This is a genomic window from Leptotrichia hongkongensis, assembly GCF_041538065.1.
GTDB classification, from domain to species: domain Bacteria; phylum Fusobacteriota; class Fusobacteriia; order Fusobacteriales; family Leptotrichiaceae; genus Leptotrichia; species Leptotrichia hongkongensis.
The window spans coordinates 1-19765 of the sequence record NZ_JBGORW010000002.1 but is presented as its reverse complement, the minus strand read 5'-3'; the positions used below and the strand labels follow the sequence as shown (position 1 = coordinate 19765).

At 29.4% G+C, this 19765-nt stretch carries 20 protein-coding genes and 1 pseudogene; 16 read left to right on the top strand and 5 right to left on the bottom strand.

Features of this window, described 5'->3' with window-relative positions:
• Window positions 1–7: 7 nt before the first annotated feature.
• On the top strand, window positions 8–289 hold the full coding sequence (locus ACEG17_RS01660; protein ID WP_021743624.1) for a cupin domain-containing protein: 282 nt from the start codon (window positions 8–10) through the stop codon (window positions 287–289).
• 28 nt (window positions 290–317) lie between these two features.
• Here the strand turns inward: ACEG17_RS01660 and ACEG17_RS01655 are convergent, their stop codons facing one another.
• From ACEG17_RS01655 to ACEG17_RS01640, 4 genes and pseudogenes are all read right to left on the bottom strand, one after another.
• A complete protein-coding gene (locus ACEG17_RS01655; RefSeq protein ID WP_372582317.1) occupies window positions 318–1841 on the bottom strand; it encodes an RnfABCDGE type electron transport complex subunit D in 1524 nt (507 codons plus the stop codon).
• Window positions 1841–3100 (bottom strand): annotated as a pseudogene (rsxC, locus tag ACEG17_RS01650) (electron transport complex subunit RsxC). The gene ACEG17_RS01655 and the pseudogene rsxC overlap by 1 nt, the downstream one beginning before the upstream one ends.
• Window positions 3101–3366: 266 nt before the next feature.
• On the bottom strand, window positions 3367–4482 hold the full coding sequence (locus tag ACEG17_RS01645) for a nitronate monooxygenase (protein ID WP_147004894.1): 1116 nt from the start codon (window positions 4480–4482) through the stop codon (window positions 3367–3369).
• Window positions 4483–4528: 46 nt separating this feature from the next.
• Window positions 4529–4999: a hypothetical protein gene (locus ACEG17_RS01640; protein WP_372582316.1), complete on the bottom strand. Its 471-nt coding sequence runs from the start codon at window positions 4997–4999 to the stop codon at window positions 4529–4531.
• Window positions 5000–5263: 264 nt separating this feature from the next.
• Between ACEG17_RS01640 and ACEG17_RS01635 the strand changes: the two genes are divergently transcribed.
• From ACEG17_RS01635 to ACEG17_RS01565, 15 genes are all read left to right on the top strand, one after another.
• On the top strand, window positions 5264–6973 hold the full coding sequence (locus tag ACEG17_RS01635; protein ID WP_372582315.1) for a DUF262 domain-containing protein: 1710 nt from the start codon (window positions 5264–5266) through the stop codon (window positions 6971–6973).
• 119 nt (window positions 6974–7092) lie between these two features.
• Window positions 7093–7578 (top strand): HMA2 domain-containing protein, encoded by a 486-nt coding sequence (locus ACEG17_RS01630; protein ID WP_372582314.1) that lies wholly within the window; start codon window positions 7093–7095, stop codon window positions 7576–7578.
• Window positions 7578–7949, top strand: a complete 372-nt coding sequence (locus ACEG17_RS01625) for an HMA2 domain-containing protein (RefSeq protein ID WP_147004897.1) — start codon at window positions 7578–7580, stop codon at window positions 7947–7949. Before ACEG17_RS01630 ends, ACEG17_RS01625 begins: the two co-directional genes overlap by 1 nt.
• A 33-nt stretch (window positions 7950–7982) precedes the next feature.
• Window positions 7983–10163, top strand: coding sequence for a heavy metal translocating P-type ATPase (locus ACEG17_RS01620; RefSeq protein WP_372582313.1), 2181 nt, complete (start codon window positions 7983–7985; stop codon window positions 10161–10163).
• A 35-nt stretch (window positions 10164–10198) separates the two neighbouring features.
• Window positions 10199–10945, top strand: a complete 747-nt coding sequence (locus ACEG17_RS01615) for a hypothetical protein (protein ID WP_372582312.1) — start codon at window positions 10199–10201, stop codon at window positions 10943–10945.
• A gap of 50 nt (window positions 10946–10995) precedes the next feature.
• Complete coding sequence (locus tag ACEG17_RS01610) at window positions 10996–11283, top strand: hypothetical protein (protein WP_372582311.1); 288 nt, start codon at window positions 10996–10998, stop codon at window positions 11281–11283.
• Window positions 11284–11346: 63 nt separating this feature from the next.
• Window positions 11347–12033 (top strand): 2,3-diphosphoglycerate-dependent phosphoglycerate mutase, encoded by a 687-nt coding sequence (gene gpmA, locus ACEG17_RS01605; RefSeq protein WP_299573333.1) that lies wholly within the window; start codon window positions 11347–11349, stop codon window positions 12031–12033.
• 157 nt (window positions 12034–12190) lie between these two features.
• Window positions 12191–12601 carry a DUF2721 domain-containing protein gene (locus ACEG17_RS01600; protein ID WP_372582310.1) on the top strand — a complete coding sequence of 137 codons (411 nt, stop codon included), beginning with the start codon at window positions 12191–12193 and terminating at the stop codon, window positions 12599–12601.
• 45 nt (window positions 12602–12646) lie between these two features.
• Entirely contained in the window at window positions 12647–13594 is a 948-nt protein-coding gene (locus ACEG17_RS01595) for a hypothetical protein (protein WP_372582309.1), read from the top strand.
• Between the two features lie 221 nt (window positions 13595–13815).
• Window positions 13816–15150: a bifunctional UDP-N-acetylglucosamine diphosphorylase/glucosamine-1-phosphate N-acetyltransferase GlmU gene (gene glmU / locus ACEG17_RS01590; RefSeq protein ID WP_372582308.1), complete on the top strand. Its 1335-nt coding sequence runs from the start codon at window positions 13816–13818 to the stop codon at window positions 15148–15150.
• Window positions 15151–15281: 131 nt separating this feature from the next.
• Window positions 15282–16274: a ribose-phosphate diphosphokinase gene (locus ACEG17_RS01585; RefSeq protein WP_372582307.1), complete on the top strand. Its 993-nt coding sequence runs from the start codon at window positions 15282–15284 to the stop codon at window positions 16272–16274.
• Window positions 16255–16869: an L-threonylcarbamoyladenylate synthase gene (locus tag ACEG17_RS01580; RefSeq protein WP_372582306.1), complete on the top strand. Its 615-nt coding sequence runs from the start codon at window positions 16255–16257 to the stop codon at window positions 16867–16869. Before ACEG17_RS01585 ends, ACEG17_RS01580 begins: the two co-directional genes overlap by 20 nt.
• Before the next feature lie 37 nt (window positions 16870–16906).
• A complete protein-coding gene (locus ACEG17_RS01575) occupies window positions 16907–17380 on the top strand; it encodes a viral A-type inclusion protein (RefSeq protein ID WP_372582305.1) in 474 nt (157 codons plus the stop codon).
• A 44-nt stretch (window positions 17381–17424) separates the two neighbouring features.
• Window positions 17425–18633 carry a GspE/PulE family protein gene (locus ACEG17_RS01570; RefSeq protein ID WP_372582304.1) on the top strand — a complete coding sequence of 403 codons (1209 nt, stop codon included), beginning with the start codon at window positions 17425–17427 and terminating at the stop codon, window positions 18631–18633.
• Window positions 18634–18710: 77 nt separating this feature from the next.
• Complete coding sequence (locus tag ACEG17_RS01565; RefSeq protein WP_372582303.1) at window positions 18711–19274, top strand: hypothetical protein; 564 nt, start codon at window positions 18711–18713, stop codon at window positions 19272–19274.
• A 152-nt stretch (window positions 19275–19426) separates the two neighbouring features.
• Here ACEG17_RS01565 and ACEG17_RS01560 read toward each other — a convergent pair.
• A partial coding sequence (locus tag ACEG17_RS01560) for a hypothetical protein (protein WP_372582302.1) occupies window positions 19427–19765 on the bottom strand: 339 nt, incomplete at its 5' end.

The following is a 19765-nucleotide window of genomic DNA, read 5'->3' as shown; positions in this document are numbered from 1 at the left end:
AAAAAAGATGTTTGGAAATGTAAAAAATGAAGCAGGGTTGCTGTTTAACAAGGGAAATTTTAAATTGGTAAAGAAAATTTTGAAAAAAGATGAAAAAATTGCTAAGCACAATCATGAAGATGAGGAAATTGTTTTTACCGTTCTAAAAGGGAAAATGGAAATGTATCTGAATGAAACTGAAAAACATGTTTTAGTACCAGGAGATATTTTACATTTTGATGGAGTAAACTTTATTAATGGAAGTGCTTTGGAAGATTCTGAAGTTAGTGTAACATTGATAAAAAAATAATTATGTAAAAAGGGGCTTTTTAGCCCCTTTAATAATTTATTCTTTTTTTAGTTGTAATGATTTTTATTGTAAGTATCAAAATATAAAGATATACTAAATAGGGAATGATTCCAAATTTATGGAATTTCACAAAGATAACTGCAAAAGTGAAAATTCCGATAGTAAGTAAAATCATTTTTCCAGATTGCTTTAATATTTCTTCTTTTATATCATAACCGAATACAACTGGACGAAAAACTTTATTTATAAATTTTGTAAAAGGATTTAATATTATCAGAACATACGATAATGTTTCATTTTTTATTCCAAGTAATGATAATAAGACTATCACGAGTCCAAGCATTATTCCGTAATATATTTTTCCGCCTGCAAAAGATGGACTTGTCGGCATATCAGTTGCCATAAAAATTCCTGTTAATAATAATCCGCCGATTGAAACAGAGGTATCTCCTTTTAATAATGTTGTTATAAGAAAGAATGTAGCAAATAGGCTTACAGGAATATGCCATGAAATCCGATTTTTGAGCAATAAGTACAATCCACCTAGAATCAAGGCAAAAGCAGAGTATGATCCTAAAGAACCTGAAGAGGTCAGTAATAGTTCATCTAGATAACTTGTAAATGGAGCTTTATAAAAGTTTGCAAAAAAATTAATTTTAGGCAATATTAAAGCCTCTTGGCTAAACCAAATTGCTCCTGAAGACATTGAAATTGAAAAAAAGACAGTCATAAATTCACGACCTACTACTGCTGGATTAAGAATATTTTTTCCAATTCCCCCATACATTAATTTTCCAAAGATTACAGCCATTGCCGCTCCAAAAACAACTATAGGTAAAGGAGTTAACGGGGCTAAAGTCATAGCCAATAAAATACCAGTTATAATTGCAGATAAATCATGTATAGAGTTGGTATCGTCTAAAAATATTTTTGAAAATAGCTTTTCCGTTACAACTGCTGATAAAACAGAAGTTGCAATTAGCAAGAGTGCATTTATTCCATAAACCAATCCTGACGCAATAATAGCTGGGAATAATGATATAATAACATCTTTCATAATATTTCTTATATCAATTTCAGTCCTAATGTATGGAGTAAAAGATAGTTTTTTTAATTTCCTTTTTTTGAAAAAATTTGTTATTATTTTTTGTCTTCTATTTTTTTCGTTTTTATTTTTATCATTATCATCTATATTATTTTTATTAAATATTTTTTCATTTTTAGCCTGTTTTTTTTCTATTGGCTGTACTTTTTTTTCATTTGTTTTTACAATTGAACTTAGAGCTTTATTTTCTGTTTTGTTTTTTCTTATGTTTATTTCACTTCTAATATTTTCATCTTTAGTTTTTTCTAATTTTATTATTTTTTCATTATTTTTATTTCTTAATGCTGAATTTTTAGAAATATTGTTTTGTGATGGATTATTTTTTTTGGTTTCTGAAAATTTTTGATTTTTAGAACTGGAAATATCTTCATCATTATCCAAAAGCCCATTTTTAATACTTTTTTTTCTATCTAATATTTCTTCCAGTAATGACTTTTCATCTTTCATTATTTCTTTTCCTCCATTTCTGACAAAATTAATTTTCCAGTTTTTATACTTTCCATTAAAGGAACTCGTGATGGACAGACAAATTCACAGGCTCCACATTCAATACAGTTCTGGATATTAGCTTTTACCATTTTTTCATACTTTCCTTTTTCATAATAATCAGCAAACTCAAAAGGCATAAGGTTCATTGGACAAGCTTCAACACAATATCCGCATGAAATACAGTTTTTACGTTCTATTTCTTCATTGCTCAAAAATAGTATTCCAGAAGTCCCCTTTATTACTGGTACTCTAGAATCAAAAACTTCTGTTCCCATCATTGGTCCGCCAAAAATTACTTTATCTTCATTAGGTATTCCTAATTCTTTTACGATATGATAAAGAGGAGTTCCAAATTTTATTTTATAATTTCCAATGTTTTTAGCTTCTTCTCCAGAAATTGTAACAATTCTTTCAATAAGTGGTTTCCCTTCAAAAAATGCGTCATAAATCGCTTTAACTGTGCTGACATTACTTACAATGACACCTTTTTCAAGAGGCAGTTCCCCTTTTTTTAGTTTTTTTCCTGTAATAGTATTTATTAGCTGTAGTTCACTTCCTTGCGGATAAATTGTAGGAAGTAATTTTATTTTTATTTCAAATTCCTCTTCTTTTTGAATTTTATCAAATATTTCGATTAAATCACTATTTTATTCTTCTATTCCAAGCACAATTTCTTTTGGGTTTAGTAATTTTTGTATAACTTTTAATCCACGAACAATTTCTTTCGTATAGTTTTTCATTGTTGAATAATCAGAAGTTAAGTATGGTTCACATTCAGCACCGTTTATTATAAGTGTCTCCACTTTCCTAAATGTAATGTCATATTTTATATGAGTAGGAAATTGTGCTCCTCCAAGACCTACAATTCCTGCTTCTTTTATTATTTTAAAAATTTCATCTTTTTTTATTAATTTTAAATCACGGAGTTCCCTTTTCGTAAGAGTTTCTTCCTTATTCTGAAAATCATTTGCTATAATAATTGTTTTTACCTTATTTCCACTTGCTACAAAATGTTCAACAATATCAACAATATCTCCAGAAACTGGGGAGTGAATATTAGCTGAAATATTACCTGAAACCTCTGCAATTTTTTCATATTTTTTTACAGAATCTCCAATTTCTATTATTGGTATAGATGGACTTCCTATATGCTGGGAAAGAGGAATATAAAAAAGACCTGAATCAGTTAGTTCTTTTAGTTTAGTATTTTTTGTCATTGGTTTCATTAGTTTCCAATTTTTATTTTTAGTTTTTTCCTCATTTTCTTCGATATTCTTATTTAAGAGAATATTTGCTATTTGTTTTAAATTTATTCTTTTAACCATTTTTTTTCTCCAATTTTTTATTTTAATTCTCTAGTAAAAACCATATTTTATAAAAAAATCTAAAATTAAACTTAAAAAGTTATAAATATTTGTATAAAAATAGGCTATTAATTAGAAAACAAGGGGTTTATGCCCCTCGTTTCCAGCTATCATTATAACTAATTAGCTTCTGTCATAAGTTCGTCTATCAGATCTTTTACATGTACAATTTCCTTTAATCTCCATCCGTTTGCTCCTGAGAAGAATAATCCGCTTTGAAGCCTACCTAAATAAGCATCGCCTAAGCTATCGGCAATACAGTATCCAACTCTATTTGCACCTTTTCCACGTTCACAAGGGAATACACAGTTACTAATACATTTAATTTTTTTTGTATTAGGCTCCAATGTTTCTATTAAGTTTGTTTTTATTGCACGTCCTGGATAACCTACTGGAGAGCTGACAATTACAATGTCTTCTTCTTTTGCGTTAAGAAGTACCTGTTTTAGCACATCACTTGCATCACATTCATAAGTACCGATAAATCTTGTTCCCATTTGAACAGCATCTGCTCCAAGTGCCATAATGTTTTTTATATCGTTATTATCCCATATTCCACCTGCTGCAATAATTGGGAAATCTCCCCATTTGTCACGCTCTTCCTTTATAGGTGGCAAGATTGCTTCCAGCTGATGTTCAGGTGCGAATAATTCTTCATATTTTGCCCCTTGGTGTCCACCACTTTTTGGACCTTCCACAATTACTGCTCCTGGCATTTTACCAGCTGCTTTCCATTTTTTGCAGATTATTTTTAATGCTCTGGCAGATGAAACTATTGGAACGATTTCTACATCCGGGAAATCTTTAACAAGCCTTGGAAGTTCCAATGGAAGCCCAGCCCCAGTAACAATAATGTTTGCTCCTGCATCAAGAGCATCCTGTACAACTCTTTCATAATCATTTATTGCATGAAGAATATTACACGCAAGCGGTCTGTCACCACAAATCTTTCTTGCATTTTTAAAAATTTCAAAAAGTGCTTCACGGTTGTAGGCATTTTCTGTTCCAAGAGGACGTCCATTTACAGCTTTTTTAACAAATCTCATATTTTGGTAATATCCAGTACAGATGGCGCTTATTGTTCCAAGACATCCATTTTTTGCAACATTTCCAGCAAGCTGGTCCCAGCTGATTCCAACACCCATTCCACCCTGAACTATTGGTTTTTCAATAAAATATTTTCCTATTTTTATTCCTTTTAATTCAATTTTTTTATTTTCTGTCTTTTCGTTCACTTTTATTTCCTCCAATTTTATAATTTTTATAAACAATTATTTGTGATTATTTGTAAAAATTATATGGTGGAGCTCTGCTAATTTTTATATTTTCGTTTATTGAAGTATAATTTAGAATAATATAAAAAAATAAATATAATTTTGGTAAAATTTCTAATATTTTTTTTATTCTTTCGATTATTTCATTTCTAATGTCATTTTCAATAAAATTTTTATATCCATTGGAACAAAGCCGTTCAAAGTTTTCAACAAGTTTTTTTAAATCGACATTTTCAAAAAAAGATAAATCAATGCCTGAATTAGAAATATATTTATCTAAAGATTTCAAAAAATTGTCACTTTTGCTTATAATAATGTTTTTATTTCTTTTATATAATAAAGCGACATTTTCAATATTTAAAAAATTTATTTTAGAAAAAGTATCAAAATAATTCTTTTTTGTAAATTGTTCTGAAAGATTTGAAATAGCAGACTGTATAACTTTTGATAAATTTTTCAGTCGAAATTTTTCAAACATAAAATCTCCTCTGTTAGTTATTTTTATTAGTTTAATATAAAAAAATCCGAATATATAACCACTGTTATTTAATTATATAATGTTTTTATATTTTTTACAATTGGATATTTTTATTTTGATAACCAAAATATATGTTTATATTTTTTAGCATCAAAAATAATTATAAAGAACAAATATAATAGTAATTTTTTCCCTAAAATTTTTTCGGTTGAAAAATACCATTGAAATGGTGTATAATTTATAAAAAGAACGGTAGGAGGCGTTATGGTTGCAACAATACAAGTTAACAAGCAAAGTATCAAACAGTTACTGGAAAGTGGAAAAGATCAGATGTTTTTAATACCTGAATATCAGAGACCATATTCCTGGACTGAAAATGAGACTAAGACGTTGTTTTATGATTTATTAGAATTTACTGAAAATGAGTCAAAGAGAAATAGTGAAGTGGAAGGAACATATTTTTTAGGAAGCATAGTTTCTTATGAAAATGAGAATGGAGAACAGGAAATAATTGACGGGCAGCAGAGAATTACTTCATTGTTTCTTCTTTTACGTGCAATTTATACAAAATTAGTTTCCTATGAGGAAAAAACTGTTGAGCAGAAAAATTTTATAAGACAGATTCAGCCTGCACTCTGGAAGCAGGAGAAATTAACTGGAGAAGTTGATTATAAAAGCGTACTTATAAATTCAAGAGTTATAGATAATGAAGGAAATAAAATTTTACAAAATATTTTGGAAACTGGAGTTGCTGATCCTGAGGCTACTGATAATTATTCAAAAAATTATATTTTATTCCAAAAATTATTTGATAAACTTTGTGAACTAAGCCCTACGTTAATGCTTGAATTTATTTATTATACTTTAAATAGAGCGGTTGTCTTTCCAATAAATACAGATTCACAAGATGACGCATTAAGTGTATTTTCTACTTTGAATGACAGAGGATTGCCACTTTCTGAAGCTGATATTTTTAAGGCAAAAATGTATAACCGAATCAAAAAAGAATACAAGAAAATGTTTATAAAACAGTGGAAAAAACTAAGCGAACGGGCAATTTATGCCAAAGAAAATGTAAAACAGCTGTTTTATTATTATATGTTTTATCTAAGGGCAGTAGAAAAAGATGTGGCAACGACTACACTTGGACTTAGACGTTTTTATTCAAAGGGCGGATTTACAAGGCTTTATAAATCAAATCTTTTGAAGCATCTGGATCAGATTCTTGATTTATGGGTTGTGATGAATAGGCACGAATCAATTGATGACAAGCCTTGGACAGAAAATATACAGATTATAAAGATTTTAGATACTTTATCAGCTTATCCAAATGAATCTTGGAAATATCCTGTTGTTGTCTATTATTTGTCACATGGCGAAAAAGAAAATTTTGAAACTTATTTCTTAAAATTTTTAAGAAAGCTATTTTTGGAATTGACAGCAAATTATCTTGTAACACCGAGTGTTGCTGCTGTAAAAGCTGACATTCTTAAACTTAATGTTGATATTGTTGATAATGTTTCTCCAAAAATTGCATTTAAGAATATTCCAATTTCAATATTGCAGGAAAAAGTCAAAACACCAAACAAAAATCTTGTGCGTATGATTTTAAAAATGGTTGTGTATAACAATCAGGATGAATTACTGACTGAAAAATGGGAAATTGAATATATATTGCCACAAAAATGGAGTAACCGTTTCTCAGAAAGTGTTGAAAGTAAACAGGTTAAAGAATATATAAATTATATTGGAAACAAGATTCCTTTTGAAAAAAGATTGTCAATTAAAGCTTCAGAAAACTTTTTTGAAAAGAAAAAAGCAAGTTATGAAAAATCTAAAATTAAATATGTACGTGAATTAATCCCAGCTGATAAGACCGACTGGACTTTTGAAGATATTGACAAAAGAAACAGAAAGGTATCGGAAGAACTTGTTAAATTGTTCATTACGTGGAATGGGGAATATGAATTTTAAATTTAATAATTTTTTTGATAAAATTGTTTTAAAGTCTGTTTTATTTTCTTTAATTAAATTCTTGAAATTTAAAATAAAAAGGTATATAATAATTTATGAAAATATTTAAGGAGTTGGTTATGTTACAAAATTTTTATGGCGTTATTCAAGTAAAACATTACCAGAATGGACGTTTGAGACTTCAAACAGATGTATTAAAGGAAAATGAAGAATTAGAACAGGAATTTTTAAATAATATACGTCAATTATCAGGAATACACTCAGTAAGCGTTAATTCCATTATTGGAAGTATCTTAATTTATTTTGATGAAAAAATTATTGAAAGTTCATTTTTATATTTAATCGTACTAAAACTGCTCCATCTGGAAGAAGAAGCCTTGAAAAATAAGCCTGGAAAAATAAAAGAATTGTTAAAACAGGCATTTGAATCTGTTGATATGGCTATTTATAATAAAAGTAGAGGTTATCTGGACTTAAAGACATTAGTTGCAGGAATTTTTGCTTTTTATGGTATTAAAAAATTAAGAGAAATTCCAAAATTGCCTACAGGTACTACTTTATTATGGTGGGCTTTTATTTTTTTATCAGAAGGGAAAAGAAAATAATGTTGGAAAATTTATTTAAGGCTACATATCTGATGTTTAATCAGATAAAGGTTGTACACAGTATTCCTGGCAGATTAAGGCTTTCTGTCCCCAATTTATCAAAAATTCCAGAAGAATTAAAAAAATATGATTATCGAGTTACAGAACTTATTTTATCAAAAAAAGGCATAAAAAGTATTGAGTATTCGTATGTGACAAATAAAATTCTGCTTTATTATGATGTAAAATTAATTTCAGAAAAACAGATACTGGACTGGCTGAACAAAGTCTGGAAAACTATGATTAATCATTCTGAATTATATGAAAATAAATCCTTAAAGGAAATAGAAGATAATTTGGATACTTTTTATAACATAATTAAAGAACTTTAATTATTGCCAAAATGAAAAAAGAAAGGGACTTTTATGTTAAATAAAGATTATTTGCTGGATTGCAAGATTTTACACGAAATTCGTGGAAGAATCAGAATAAAATCAAAAGCTTTAAAATATCTTGGAATTCATAAAGAAGAGATAACAAAGCAGCTAATGCAGGTTCATTATATCCAAAGTGTCGAAATTTCAAGTATTACAGGAACTATTCTTGTTTATTTTGACAATTTTTCATTAACTGGTGAAAACCTGATATCTTTACTTCAAAATACATTAAATACATATCTGGTAGATATATATAAAAATGAAAAAAAGCAAATATCAAACAAATATGTAATTGAAAGACGTCTGCAGGAAGAATCTCCACAGGAAATTATTAAAAATATTGGTGCTGCTGTACTTTTACTGCTACTGCCAAATCCAAAGACAAAATTAACAGGGATTAGGCGGCTATTTAACTACAAAACTTTATCAACAGTTTCTTTAGCCCTGCCTGTTTTAAAAAATGGAATTTATTCTCTTATTCAAAATAAGCGTCCCAACGCAGATACGCTAAGTTCTACAGCTATCGTCAGCAGCATTATTTTAGGAAGTGAACGAACAGCTTTGACAATTATGATTTTAGAAAAATTTGCAGAGCTTCTGACTGTTTATACAATGAAAAAGACACGTGGCGTAATTAAAGACATGTTAAGTGTTGGAGAAAACTATGTCTGGAAGCAGTCTGATGATGAAAATACAGCTAAAAAAGTTCCAATTGAAGAAATTAGCAAGGGAGATTTTATACTTGTTAAAACTGGGGAAAAAATAAGTGTGGATGGAACGATTGAAAAAGGTGAGGCGATAATTGACCAGTCGGCAATTACTGGGGAATATATGCCTGTTACGAAAAAGGCTGGAGAAGAAGTTTTTGCAGGAACACTTTTAAAAAGTGGAAATATTACCGTAAAAGCTGAGAAGGTTGGAGATGACAGGACAGCTTCCAGAATTATAAAATTAGTGGAAGATGCCGCTTTTAACAAGGCTGATATTCAATCTTACGCCGATACATTTTCTGCACAGTTAATCCCGCTTAACTTTCTGCTCGCTGGAATTGTCTATGTTTCAACGAGAAACTTGCAAAAAGCTCTTAGTATGCTTGTAATTGACTATTCATGCGGAATAAGGCTGTCAACAGCAACAGCATTTTCAGCTTCAATTAATACAGCAGCTAAAAATGGAATTTTGATTAAAGGAAGCAACTATCTGGAAGAACTTTCAAAATCTGACACAGTGATATTTGATAAAACAGGTACAATAACCGAAGGAAAGCCTAAAATCCAAACACTAAAGACTTTTGGAAAAAATATGAAAGATAACAGAATGCTTGCACTGGCTGCTGCAGCCGAAGAAACTTCATCACATCCATTGGCAAGTGCAATTTTGAACGAAATTAAAAATAGAGGATTAAAAATTCCAAGACATAGGGAATCCGTTGTTAAAGTGGCACGGGGAATAGAAACTTTTGTAAATAAGGATATTATCCGTGTAGGAAGCCAGAAATATATGGAAGAAAATGATATTTCACTTAAGATGGCAGGTGATATAGTCAAAGGAATGCAAAACCGTGGTGAAATTGTAATTTATGTGGCTAAAAATAATGATTTAATCGGTGTTATCGGCGTTTCGGATCCGCCTAGGGAAAATATAAAAAAGGCAATGAATCGGCTAAGAAATCAAGGAATAGATGATATTGTACTGTTAACGGGAGATTTGAGACAGCAGGCTGAAACTATCGCTTCAAGAATGTCAATGGACAGATACGAGTCTGAACTGCTACCTGAGGACAAGGCTAAAGATATTTTAAAATTCCGTTCAATTGGTTCAAAAGTTATTATGATAGGTGACGGAATAAACGACGCTCCTGCCCTTTCCTACGCAAATGTAGGAATAGCTCTAGGAAGTTCGCGTACCGACATTGCGATGGAAGCTGCTGATGTTACAATAACTTCAGACGACCCATTACTAATACCAGGTGTAATTGGTTTAGCAAAAAACACTGTAAAAATAATAAAGCAGAATTTTGCAATGGCAATTGGAATAAACAGTTTTGCTCTTGTATTAGGTGCGACAGGACTTCTGCCTGCAATATACAGTTCAATTTTGCATAACTCTATCACAATTTTAGTAGTTGGAAATTCATTGCGACTATTAAAATACGATGTTAATAAATAAAAATTTTTGTGTTTTTGAAGGAGTTTGAATAAGATATGAAAAAACTAACCTTAATAATACTGCATAAATTACCGAACCGTGTCAGATTCAAAATTTCACATGATATTGCCAATACAAAAAAATTTTTTGAAACAGTAAAAGTTGAAACTAAAAATACAGCTTTACGGTATAATCAGACTATAAATACTTTGCTCGTTACATTTGAACCTGAAGAAATTTCAATAGATGAAGTAATTTACCGAACTGCGACTGCCTTATCAGTTGAACATGGCATGACTTCAGTAAAACTTGTTGAAGATTTTGAAGAAAAATCAATAGATTTACTGTCAGTTTATTCTGGAGCCGCAATATTACTTTCGTTTCTGCATGGGCTTGGCAAAAGTAAAGTCGAAAAATTACAAATCGGCATAAATAACTTTACAGCGGGACTGACAACCGCAGCAATTATCGAGCATGCTTACAGGGAAACACAGCGTAAAGGTTTTTTTGACATCGAAATATTGCCTGCATTATATTTGCTCAAATCGTATCTGGCAAACAGATCGGTTACAGCGATAGCACTTATGTGGTTTACAACTTTTGGACGGCATCTTGTATTAAATAACTTTTCCAACAAGGAAGTAAGAATTTATCGTTTAAAAGCTGATAATGGAAAATCTCATTATGTTGTAGATGTAAAAAATGATAATTCTATTGAAAATCTGAGTGATTTGATAGATCACATATTTTTCAATAACAGAGCAGGCAATGAGCTGGATGACAAATACATTGCTTTGCAATAAAAATTAATAAATGATAAAATAATAATAAATAAAAATTTGGAGGTATAAAAATGATAAAACTTGGAAACATTAAAAAGGAACATTTAGTAGGAGCAGCAATTGGAGTAGGAACTGTGGCTGTAGGATATTATTTATACAAAAAGAATCAAAATAAAGTTGACAGTTTTTTAAGAAAACAAGGTATAAACATAAAAACATCTTCAGAAGCAACTTATGATAATATGAACCTTGAAGAATTGATGACAACAAAGGAACATCTTGAAGATTTAATTGCTGAAAAAGAACTATCTACAAGTACATCCTCTGCAGAAGCAGTTGTGGAAACTAAAACAAAATAGTAAAATAAAGCCACTTTTTTATTAGTTCAAATATAAAACAACTTTATCAAAAGGAGGAAAACAATGAAATTAGTATTGATTCGGCATGGAGAAAGTGAATGGAACTTGGAAAATAAATTTACTGGATGGAAGGATGTTGACTTGAGTCCAAAAGGAGTGGAAGAGGCAAAAGCTGGAGGTAAAGCATTAAAGGAAATGGGATTAGTTTTTGACATTGCGTACACATCTTATTTGAAAAGAGCTATTAAAACTCTTAATTACGTTTTGGAAGAACTGGATGAATTATACATTCCAGTTTACAAATCTTGGAGATTGAATGAACGTCATTACGGAGCATTACAAGGATTAAACAAAGCTGAAACTGCTAAAAAATATGGAGACGAGCAAGTCCTTATCTGGAGAAGAAGCTTTGATGTTGCTCCGCCTGCAATAGACAAATCAAGCGAATATTATCCAAAATCAGATAGAAGATATGCAGATTTATCTGATTCTGAAGCGCCACTTGGAGAAAGCCTTAAAGATACCATCGAAAGAGTTCTGCCTTATTGGCACTCACATATTTCAAAAAGTTTGCAGGAAGGGAAAAATGTTATTGTAGCAGCTCACGGAAACAGTTTGCGTGCTTTAATAAAATATTTGTTAAATATTTCAGATGACGATATTTTAAAACTGAATTTAACAACAGGAAAACCTTTGGTATTTGAAATAGATAAAGATTTAAAAGTGTTATCATCACCAGATTCATTCTAATCTTAATAAAAATAAAATCTTTTAAGCAAGGGCAAAATTTTAGTCCTTGCATTTTTATTTTGCATTTTTTAGTAATTTCAATTATAATAAAAATAAAGTGTAGTATTTAAATTGTTAAATAAATATATTATAAAAAGTTGAAAGGATGATGAAAAATATGACTTTGGAAATAACTACCCCGGCTGTTCTTTTTCCTACGGTATCTCTTCTTTTGCTAGCATATACTAACAGATTTTTGGCACTTACAGCCATTGTCAGACAGATGGATTCAAGCGGAGAAATCGAGCATGAATTTTATCAGGTTAAGAATCTGAAGAAACGTTTAAATTATATTAAGAAGATGCAGTACTTTGGAGTTTCTAGCTTATTATTATGTGCTGTTTCAATGTTATTCCTGTTTTTCCAAATAAATTTTATTGGATATATAAGTTTTGGGATAAGTCTAGTGTCGCTCATAATTTCGTTAATATTTTCATTGTTAGAAATTCAGATTTCACTAGAGGCATTGAGGATTCATTTGAATTATAATGAAAATGATAATGAAATTAAGAAAATAAATAAAAACTAGAATTATTGAACATACATAAGTTATAAATATTTTGATGGAGAAAAAATGAAAGAATTTTTATTAAATTTGGAAAGTATTGATAAAATTGGAATTTACAGATTTGATACTGATGGATTTTCTGTTGGAAATATAATAAAAATCTGGGACAATTATTTACTTTTAAAATCTTATGATACTGAAAATAAAGAAGATGGAATGAAAATCTATCAAATTGATAAAATTCAAAGAATTATTTTGGATTCAGATTATATAAAAAATTTAGGAAATAACTTATTAGATAAAACCGAAAGCAGTTATGAATGGCTGTATACAAAAAACTTAAATTCCATTGACGATATTTTAGAAAATATTATAAAATACAGAACTTTAGTTTTTTTACATTTAAGAGACGAAACAACGGAAATTTGCTATATTACCAAAAAAATTGGAGAAAACTATCTTTTAGAAATACTGGATTATAATCTAAATGTAACTTCTACAGAAATTATTTCTAAAAATTATATCCGTTTGATAAAATTTTTTGACAGGAAAAAAATAAATAAAGATTTTGAGATTCATAAAATTAAATTATTTGTTGGAAAAGCTTATATTGGAAATATTGTTATGGGAAATAAAAATTTTTTAGTTTTAAAAGAAATTCCTGATTTTGCAACTGAAAAATTTGTAACAGTTATACGAAAAGAATTTATTGAAGAAATATCTAAACCATTTACTAAAGTTAAATACATTGACAAAATAAGCTTAAATAAATATTTTGAAAATATTAATTATCTAGATTATCTTTCAATTTTAAAAATTTGTCAGGAAAATAATTTATTTATTTTTATTGATAATGAAGATTTTGAAGACAGTAAAGTTGGGATAGTAACAAAATTGGGAAATAAAAGACTACAATTAAAAATATTGGATAAAAATTTACGATTTATCGAAATTTTGAATATAAATTATTTAGATATTCATATTCTTTATATAACAAATTATTGCTATATATAAGGTTATATCTCGTTAAAGTTAAAGTTTTTTTCAATACATTTTAACAAATAAAAAACTTTTCCATAATATTTGAATAAATCAGAAAAAATTGATATAATTAAACAGAAAAGAAATTTTAAGATTAAACTCAAAAAATTGAGTTTTTTTAAACATTAGATTTTTTATAGTTTGAGTAAAATAAAAACAAATATTTTATTGTTAATAATTTTAAGGAGGAAATAATGATTTCGGTAATTTTAGCGGCTGGAAAAGGGACTAGAATGAAGTCTGAACAGTCTAAAGTTCTGCACAAAGTGAACGGTGTTCCGATGATTAGAAGAGTGGTCAATGTACTAGAAAATATTGGGAATGATAAAAATATTTTTATTCTAGGGCATAAAAAGGAAGATGTTTTAGCTGAAATGGGAAATGTTGTTTATGTTACACAAGAAGAACAGCTTGGAACAGGACATGCTATTTTAATTGCAAAGGATAAAATCAAGGAATATGGAGAAAATGTATTAATCACTTATGGAGATACACCCTTGTTAAAAGAAAAAACATTGGAAGAATTAAAAAGAGTATTTGAGGAGAAAAATCTTGATTGTATCGTACTTTCATGCAAAGTTAAAGATCCATTTGGATACGGACGGATTGTTAAGGAAAATGGCAAAATTTCAAACATTGTCGAAGAAAAGGAAGCAAATGAAAATGAGAAAAAAATAGATGAAATTAATACAGGAGTATATATTTTCAAAAATGAAAGTCTGCTTTATGCGATAGAAAAAATTGACAACAACAATTCAAAAGGTGAATATTATTTGACTGATGCTATAAAAATTTTATCGACAGAAGGCTATAAAGTTGACAGCTTTCAAATTGAAGATGAAGATGAAATCTTAGGAGTAAACTCAAAATCTCAGTTAGCACAGGCAAGTAAAATTTCAAGAAACAGAAAAAATACTGAACTTATGGATAACGGAGTAATTCTGATTGACCCAGATACAACTTATATTGAAGATAATGTTGAAATTGAACAGGATACTGTAATTTATCCAAATGTTACAATTCAAGGAAATACAAAAATCGGAAAAAACTGCGAAATTCTGGGAAATACAAGAATTGAAAATTCTGTAATTGCTGATAATGTGAAAATAGAGGCTTCTGTTGTTGAGCAGTCTACTCTTGAGGAAGGGGTAACTGTGGGACCTTTTGCACATTTGCGTCCAAAAGCACATTTGAAAGAAACTGTGCATGTTGGAAACTTTGTGGAAATAAAAAATGCTACGCTTGAAAAAGGTGTGAAAACAGGGCATTTGACTTATATTGGAGATGCTGAAGTTGGGGAAGACACAAATATTGGTGCAGGAACAATTACTTGTAACTATGATGGAAAAAATAAACATAAGACAAAAATTGGGAAAAATGCCTTTATTGGAAGCAATTCGATAATTGTAGCTCCAGTTGAAATAGGAAGCAAAGTTCTAACAGCGGCTGGATCAGTTATTACAAAAGATATTCCAGATGAAACATTGGCATTTGGAAGAGCAAAACAAGTAAATAAAGAGAAAAAATAGAAAACTAGCAATTTCTGAAAAAATGTCAAAAAATCAAAAATGTTATAAAAATATCATTTAATTATGTAAATTTAATAAAAGATAAAAATTTTTTAAATAAAATTCAAAATATAGAGAGAAAGGGAAATGAAATGATAACATTAACCAAGGAAGACAAGAGCAGAATAAGAATATTTGCAGGAACGTCAAGTGAAGCATTAGCAGAAAAGATTGTAAAATATCTGGATATGGATTTATCTTCTGCTGAAATTGTAAGATTTGCGGATGGAGAAACTTTTGCAAAAGCGAACGAAAGCGTACGTGGATGTAAAGTATTTGTAATTCAGTCGACTTCAAAACCTGTAAATGAAAGTATTATGGAGCTTTTAGTTTTTATTGATGCGATTAAACGAGCTTCAGCGAAGGAAATTATAGCGATAATTCCTTATTATGGATATGCAAGGCAAGACAGAAAGGCAAGTCCACGTGAGCCAATCACATCAAAACTTGTTGCCAATTTATTAACTGTAGCAGGTGCAACGAGAGTAATTACAATGGATTTGCATGCAAGACAAATTCAAGGATTTTTTGACATTCCAGTAGATCATATGGAAGCTCTGCCAATCTTGGCTAAACATTTTATAAAATATGGGTTCCACCCAGACGATACTGTTGTTGTTTCACCTGATGTTGGTGGCGTAAAAAGAGCGAGAGGGCTTGCAAACTGGCTGCATACACCGCTTGCGATAATTGACAAAAGACGTGCGAAGGCAAATGTTTCGGAAGTTATGAATATTATTGGAGATATAAAAGGAAAGAAAGCTATTTTAATTGACGATATGATTGATACTGCTGGAACAATCTGTAATGCGGCACAGGCTCTGATTGATAAAGGGGCGACAGAAGTTTATGCTTGTGCGACACACGCTGTTTTCTCAGATCCTGCAATTGAAAGATTAAAAAATTCAGCTTTTACAGAAGTTGTGGTAACTGACACGATTCAACTGCCAGAAGACAGAAAATTTGATAAACTGAAAATCTTGTCAACAAGCAAGATGTTTGCTGAAATAATAAAAAGAATAGCTACAAATAATCCAATAAGTGGCTTATTTGAGATGCCAGTTGATGATGGAAATGATGACTAAAATTAAAAAAGCAGCATATATTTTGAAAAAAGGAGGAGTTGCTGTATTTCCGACAGATACAGTTTATGGAATCGGCTCTCTTCCTGAACAGAAAGCTGTACAAAAAATATATAAGATAAAAAAACGTGATTTTTCTAAAAAAATAATCGCACTAATCAGTAACAGAGATATTTTGAGTGAATTAATAAACGAAACTGAAGAAAATATTCAGAAAATTTCTAAAATTCTTGATAAATACTGGCCTGGAGAATTGACAGTTATTTTTTCTGCAAATGAGAGTTTTACTCAAAAATTTGATAAAAATATGAAAACGATAGGTGTTCGTATTCCGAAAAATAAGATTACTCTTGAAATTATAAAAAATTCTGGTGGAATTTTATTGACAACAAGTGCAAATATTTCAGGTGAAAATGCTGTTACTGAAATTGAGAATCTAAGCGAAGAACTGTTAAAAAATGTAGACATTGTTATTCCAAATGAAAAATCAGAATTAACTGGAAAGCCTTCGACAATTGTGAAATATGAAAATGGAAAACTTATATTGTTAAGGGAAGGAAATGTTTCACTTGAAGAAATAATGAAAAATTTTGAATAATAAATAAAGAAATAATGAAGAACAGAAAGGAGAATTTATGGCAAAGATGGTAAATCCTAACACAGTAAGCAACATGGATTTAATAAATGCAAAATCACAGGCTAAAATGCAGCAGCTTGTACAAAAAATTGGAAAAGGAAAAAGAAAAGTCAATATTACATTTTCTAAAATGTCAAGAAGTTATTTAACAAGAATGATTGAGGAAATGAGAAAAATGATGAGCCAGTATGAAAAACAGCTACCAAACGTGTTTGGTTTCTTCAAATATCTGGAAAATGAAGTAAAAATAACAAAGGCAAATAAAAAGGAAAAAACTAAAAATGTAAAACTTTCTTATGAAGAAGTTGACTTTTTTAAATTACAGCTAAAGGAAACATTAAAGGGGATTGACACACAACGTGCCGCTTTAAAATGGTACAACTTGATTAAAAAGGCATTATTTAAAACATTGAAAAAGCAGACAGAATTAGTACTAGAAGAATTTAATGCTGGAAGTGTAAAAAAGAAATAACTAAAAATAAAAAACTATAAAAGCGGGAAGGGAAATTGAGGACAATGAATGAAAAAATAACTGAGAAAGTAAAATTAAAGGATATTTCTGATAATAAAAAAAATAATTTGTTATCAAAAGATACAGTTTCTTATTTAAATGAAATTGTAAAAGCAGGATTTAAGGAGCGTGCCAGCGATATTCACATAAAATTTGACTTGCTGGAAGGCATGGAAATAAAATACCGAGTTGACGGATATCTTATGGAAAGTGAAAAATTATACGAATCCGTAAACAAAAAAGTGCTTGAAAAAAATATTACAGAAATTATTGCCAGAATAAAAATTTTGGCGGGAATGAATGTTGCAGAGAAAAGAAAGCCACAAGATGGCAGCTTTTCTTTTTTATTGAATATAAAAAATATTAATAAGCGATATGACATAAGAGCCGCCTATATGCCAACAATTGGCGGAGAAAGCATAGTTCTGCGTATTCTTGAAAATTATCTGGAAGACATAAACCTTAAAACGCTAGGATTTTCAGACCAAAGCATAGCAATGCTAAATGAGATTTTAACTAGAAAGTATGGAATGATACTTGTAAGCGGACCGACAGGCTCTGGGAAATCCACAACCTTAAAATCCTTAATAAATATGTTAAATGACGGAAGAAAAAAAATCATAACGGTAGAAGACCCTGTAGAAAGCAAAATTGACGGAATTATTCAAATACAGGTAAATCAGAGTATCGGAGTAACGTTTGCTGAAGTCTTGAAAGCTACATTAAGAAATGACCCTGATATTATTGTAATTTCAGAAATTAGAGATGAAGTTACGGCTGAAATCGCAGTAAGAGCAGCATTAACAGGACATCTTGTAATTTCGACAATTCACACAAACGATGCTGTTTCCACATTAATCAGGCTAATGGATATGGGCATTCCAAAATACTTGATACTAGATTCATTAATTGGAGTAATTGGACAAAGATTAGTTGGGAAAAAGTGCCAGAAATGTATGGGAGAAGGCTGTGATGAATGTTCCAGCGGATACAGCGGCAGAATTTCGATAAATGAGTTGCTTGTACTAAATCAGGATGTGCGAAATATTTTGAAAGAAGACAATCATCTTGGCTCTGAAACAAAAAATAAATTGAAAATACTGAATCAGAAGTACCAAAATCAGAAATGCTTTATTGATTTTATGGAAGATGCAGATGAAAAAATAGAAAAAAATCTAATTTCTGAAAAGGAAAAAACGAGTATTATCTTTTAAGAAAATATCAAAAATACAAAATTAAGCAATGATTAGTTTAATGATTGAAATACGAAGAGAAAGAGTAGGTAATTAGGATGAAAAAGTTGAAATTTATATTATTGATTTTGATAAGTATTTTCTGTTTAAATTCCTGTCTTACAACAGCTTTTGTTATAGCTTCTATGCAAGGGGACGGCTTATTACCTTATCCTGAACCGAAAGACAATACTTATCGTGGAAATAATAAAAAAATAAATTTATTAATTCTTAGTGAAAACAAGAGAAAAATGAGAATTAAAAATACTAATAAAGAAATTTTAGTACCAGAAGGTTTTGATTTAAGAGAGAGTCCAGTTTTTCTGTTTAATGATTCTCTAAGCTCTATTAAACCATTAAAGTTTTATCTTTATTACAAAAATGAAGAACGCCCTTTGCCGTTATATATTTATACTGAAAATTTTGAAGAATTTTCAAAAAAAGAAAATTTAGTTAAAATAAGTGAAAATACATACTTTAACAAATTCGAAGATAATAGTAAAAAAATTAAATTAGATCAAATTATTAAAAAAATTGATGATAATGTCTTTGCTGTTGTTAGTATTGTTGATATGAAAGATATTTCTAAAAATTTCTTTTTAGAGTTGATGAAAGATTGGTAAAAAATTTAAATTTTATAATTACAAAACTAATAATTATTGTGTTTTGATAAATAATAAGGTAAATTTTATATATTGAAGAACAGAAAAATAAAATACGAACTGTACCTGAAATTTTGTATAACAAGATGGAGGGTGCAGTTTTTTATTATTTTTTAGATATTTTGATTAATAAATATTTTTTCATTTTTATTTTCGTATGATTGCTCATTGCCGCAAAACCTTATCTTGCAGTAAAGGTTTATCCTGATAATCAAAATATTTGGCAAGATTGCTATGCAATAACTTATGGCTAGTCTACGACATTTTTCTGCACTGACAAAAAACTCGCTATTTATAATATTTATCTCAATATCACAAAAATTTTTTGAAAAAATGAAAAAATTTTTAAAAAATGTTGTGAGATAATACATATGTGACAAGCATATACAAAAAAAGAAAGGTTTCTGATATAATGTAAATCTACCAAACCACATTAAGGAGAAACCTTTCAT

Excerpts from the sequence above, each read along its gene's own strand:
- ACEG17_RS01600 (WP_372582310.1), top strand. The coding sequence starts at position 12,191 with ATGACTTTGGAAATAACTACCCCGGCTGTTCTTTTTCCTACGGTATCT.
- ACEG17_RS01610 (WP_372582311.1), top strand. The coding sequence starts at position 10,996 with ATGATAAAACTTGGAAACATTAAAAAGGAACATTTAGTAGGAGCAGCA.
- ACEG17_RS01565 (WP_372582303.1), top strand. The coding sequence starts at position 18,711 with ATGAAAAAGTTGAAATTTATATTATTGATTTTGATAAGTATTTTCTGT.
- ACEG17_RS01585 (WP_372582307.1), top strand. The coding sequence starts at position 15,282 with ATGATAACATTAACCAAGGAAGACAAGAGCAGAATAAGAATATTTGCA.
- ACEG17_RS01620 (WP_372582313.1), top strand. The coding sequence starts at position 7,983 with ATGTTAAATAAAGATTATTTGCTGGATTGCAAGATTTTACACGAAATT.
- ACEG17_RS01655 (WP_372582317.1), bottom strand. The coding sequence starts at position 1,841 with ATGAAAGATGAAAAGTCATTACTGGAAGAAATATTAGATAGAAAAAAA.
- ACEG17_RS01630 (WP_372582314.1), top strand. The coding sequence starts at position 7,093 with ATGTTACAAAATTTTTATGGCGTTATTCAAGTAAAACATTACCAGAAT.
- ACEG17_RS01615 (WP_372582312.1), top strand. The coding sequence starts at position 10,199 with ATGAAAAAACTAACCTTAATAATACTGCATAAATTACCGAACCGTGTC.
- ACEG17_RS01640 (WP_372582316.1), bottom strand. The coding sequence starts at position 4,999 with ATGTTTGAAAAATTTCGACTGAAAAATTTATCAAAAGTTATACAGTCT.
- ACEG17_RS01580 (WP_372582306.1), top strand. The coding sequence starts at position 16,255 with ATGATGGAAATGATGACTAAAATTAAAAAAGCAGCATATATTTTGAAA.
- ACEG17_RS01595 (WP_372582309.1), top strand. The coding sequence starts at position 12,647 with ATGAAAGAATTTTTATTAAATTTGGAAAGTATTGATAAAATTGGAATT.
- ACEG17_RS01625 (WP_147004897.1), top strand. The coding sequence starts at position 7,578 with ATGTTGGAAAATTTATTTAAGGCTACATATCTGATGTTTAATCAGATA.
- ACEG17_RS01660 (WP_021743624.1), top strand. The coding sequence starts at position 8 with ATGTTTGGAAATGTAAAAAATGAAGCAGGGTTGCTGTTTAACAAGGGA.
- glmU (WP_372582308.1), top strand. The coding sequence starts at position 13,816 with ATGATTTCGGTAATTTTAGCGGCTGGAAAAGGGACTAGAATGAAGTCT.
- ACEG17_RS01570 (WP_372582304.1), top strand. The coding sequence starts at position 17,425 with ATGAATGAAAAAATAACTGAGAAAGTAAAATTAAAGGATATTTCTGAT.
- gpmA (WP_299573333.1), top strand. The coding sequence starts at position 11,347 with ATGAAATTAGTATTGATTCGGCATGGAGAAAGTGAATGGAACTTGGAA.
- ACEG17_RS01635 (WP_372582315.1), top strand. The coding sequence starts at position 5,264 with ATGGTTGCAACAATACAAGTTAACAAGCAAAGTATCAAACAGTTACTG.
- ACEG17_RS01575 (WP_372582305.1), top strand. The coding sequence starts at position 16,907 with ATGGCAAAGATGGTAAATCCTAACACAGTAAGCAACATGGATTTAATA.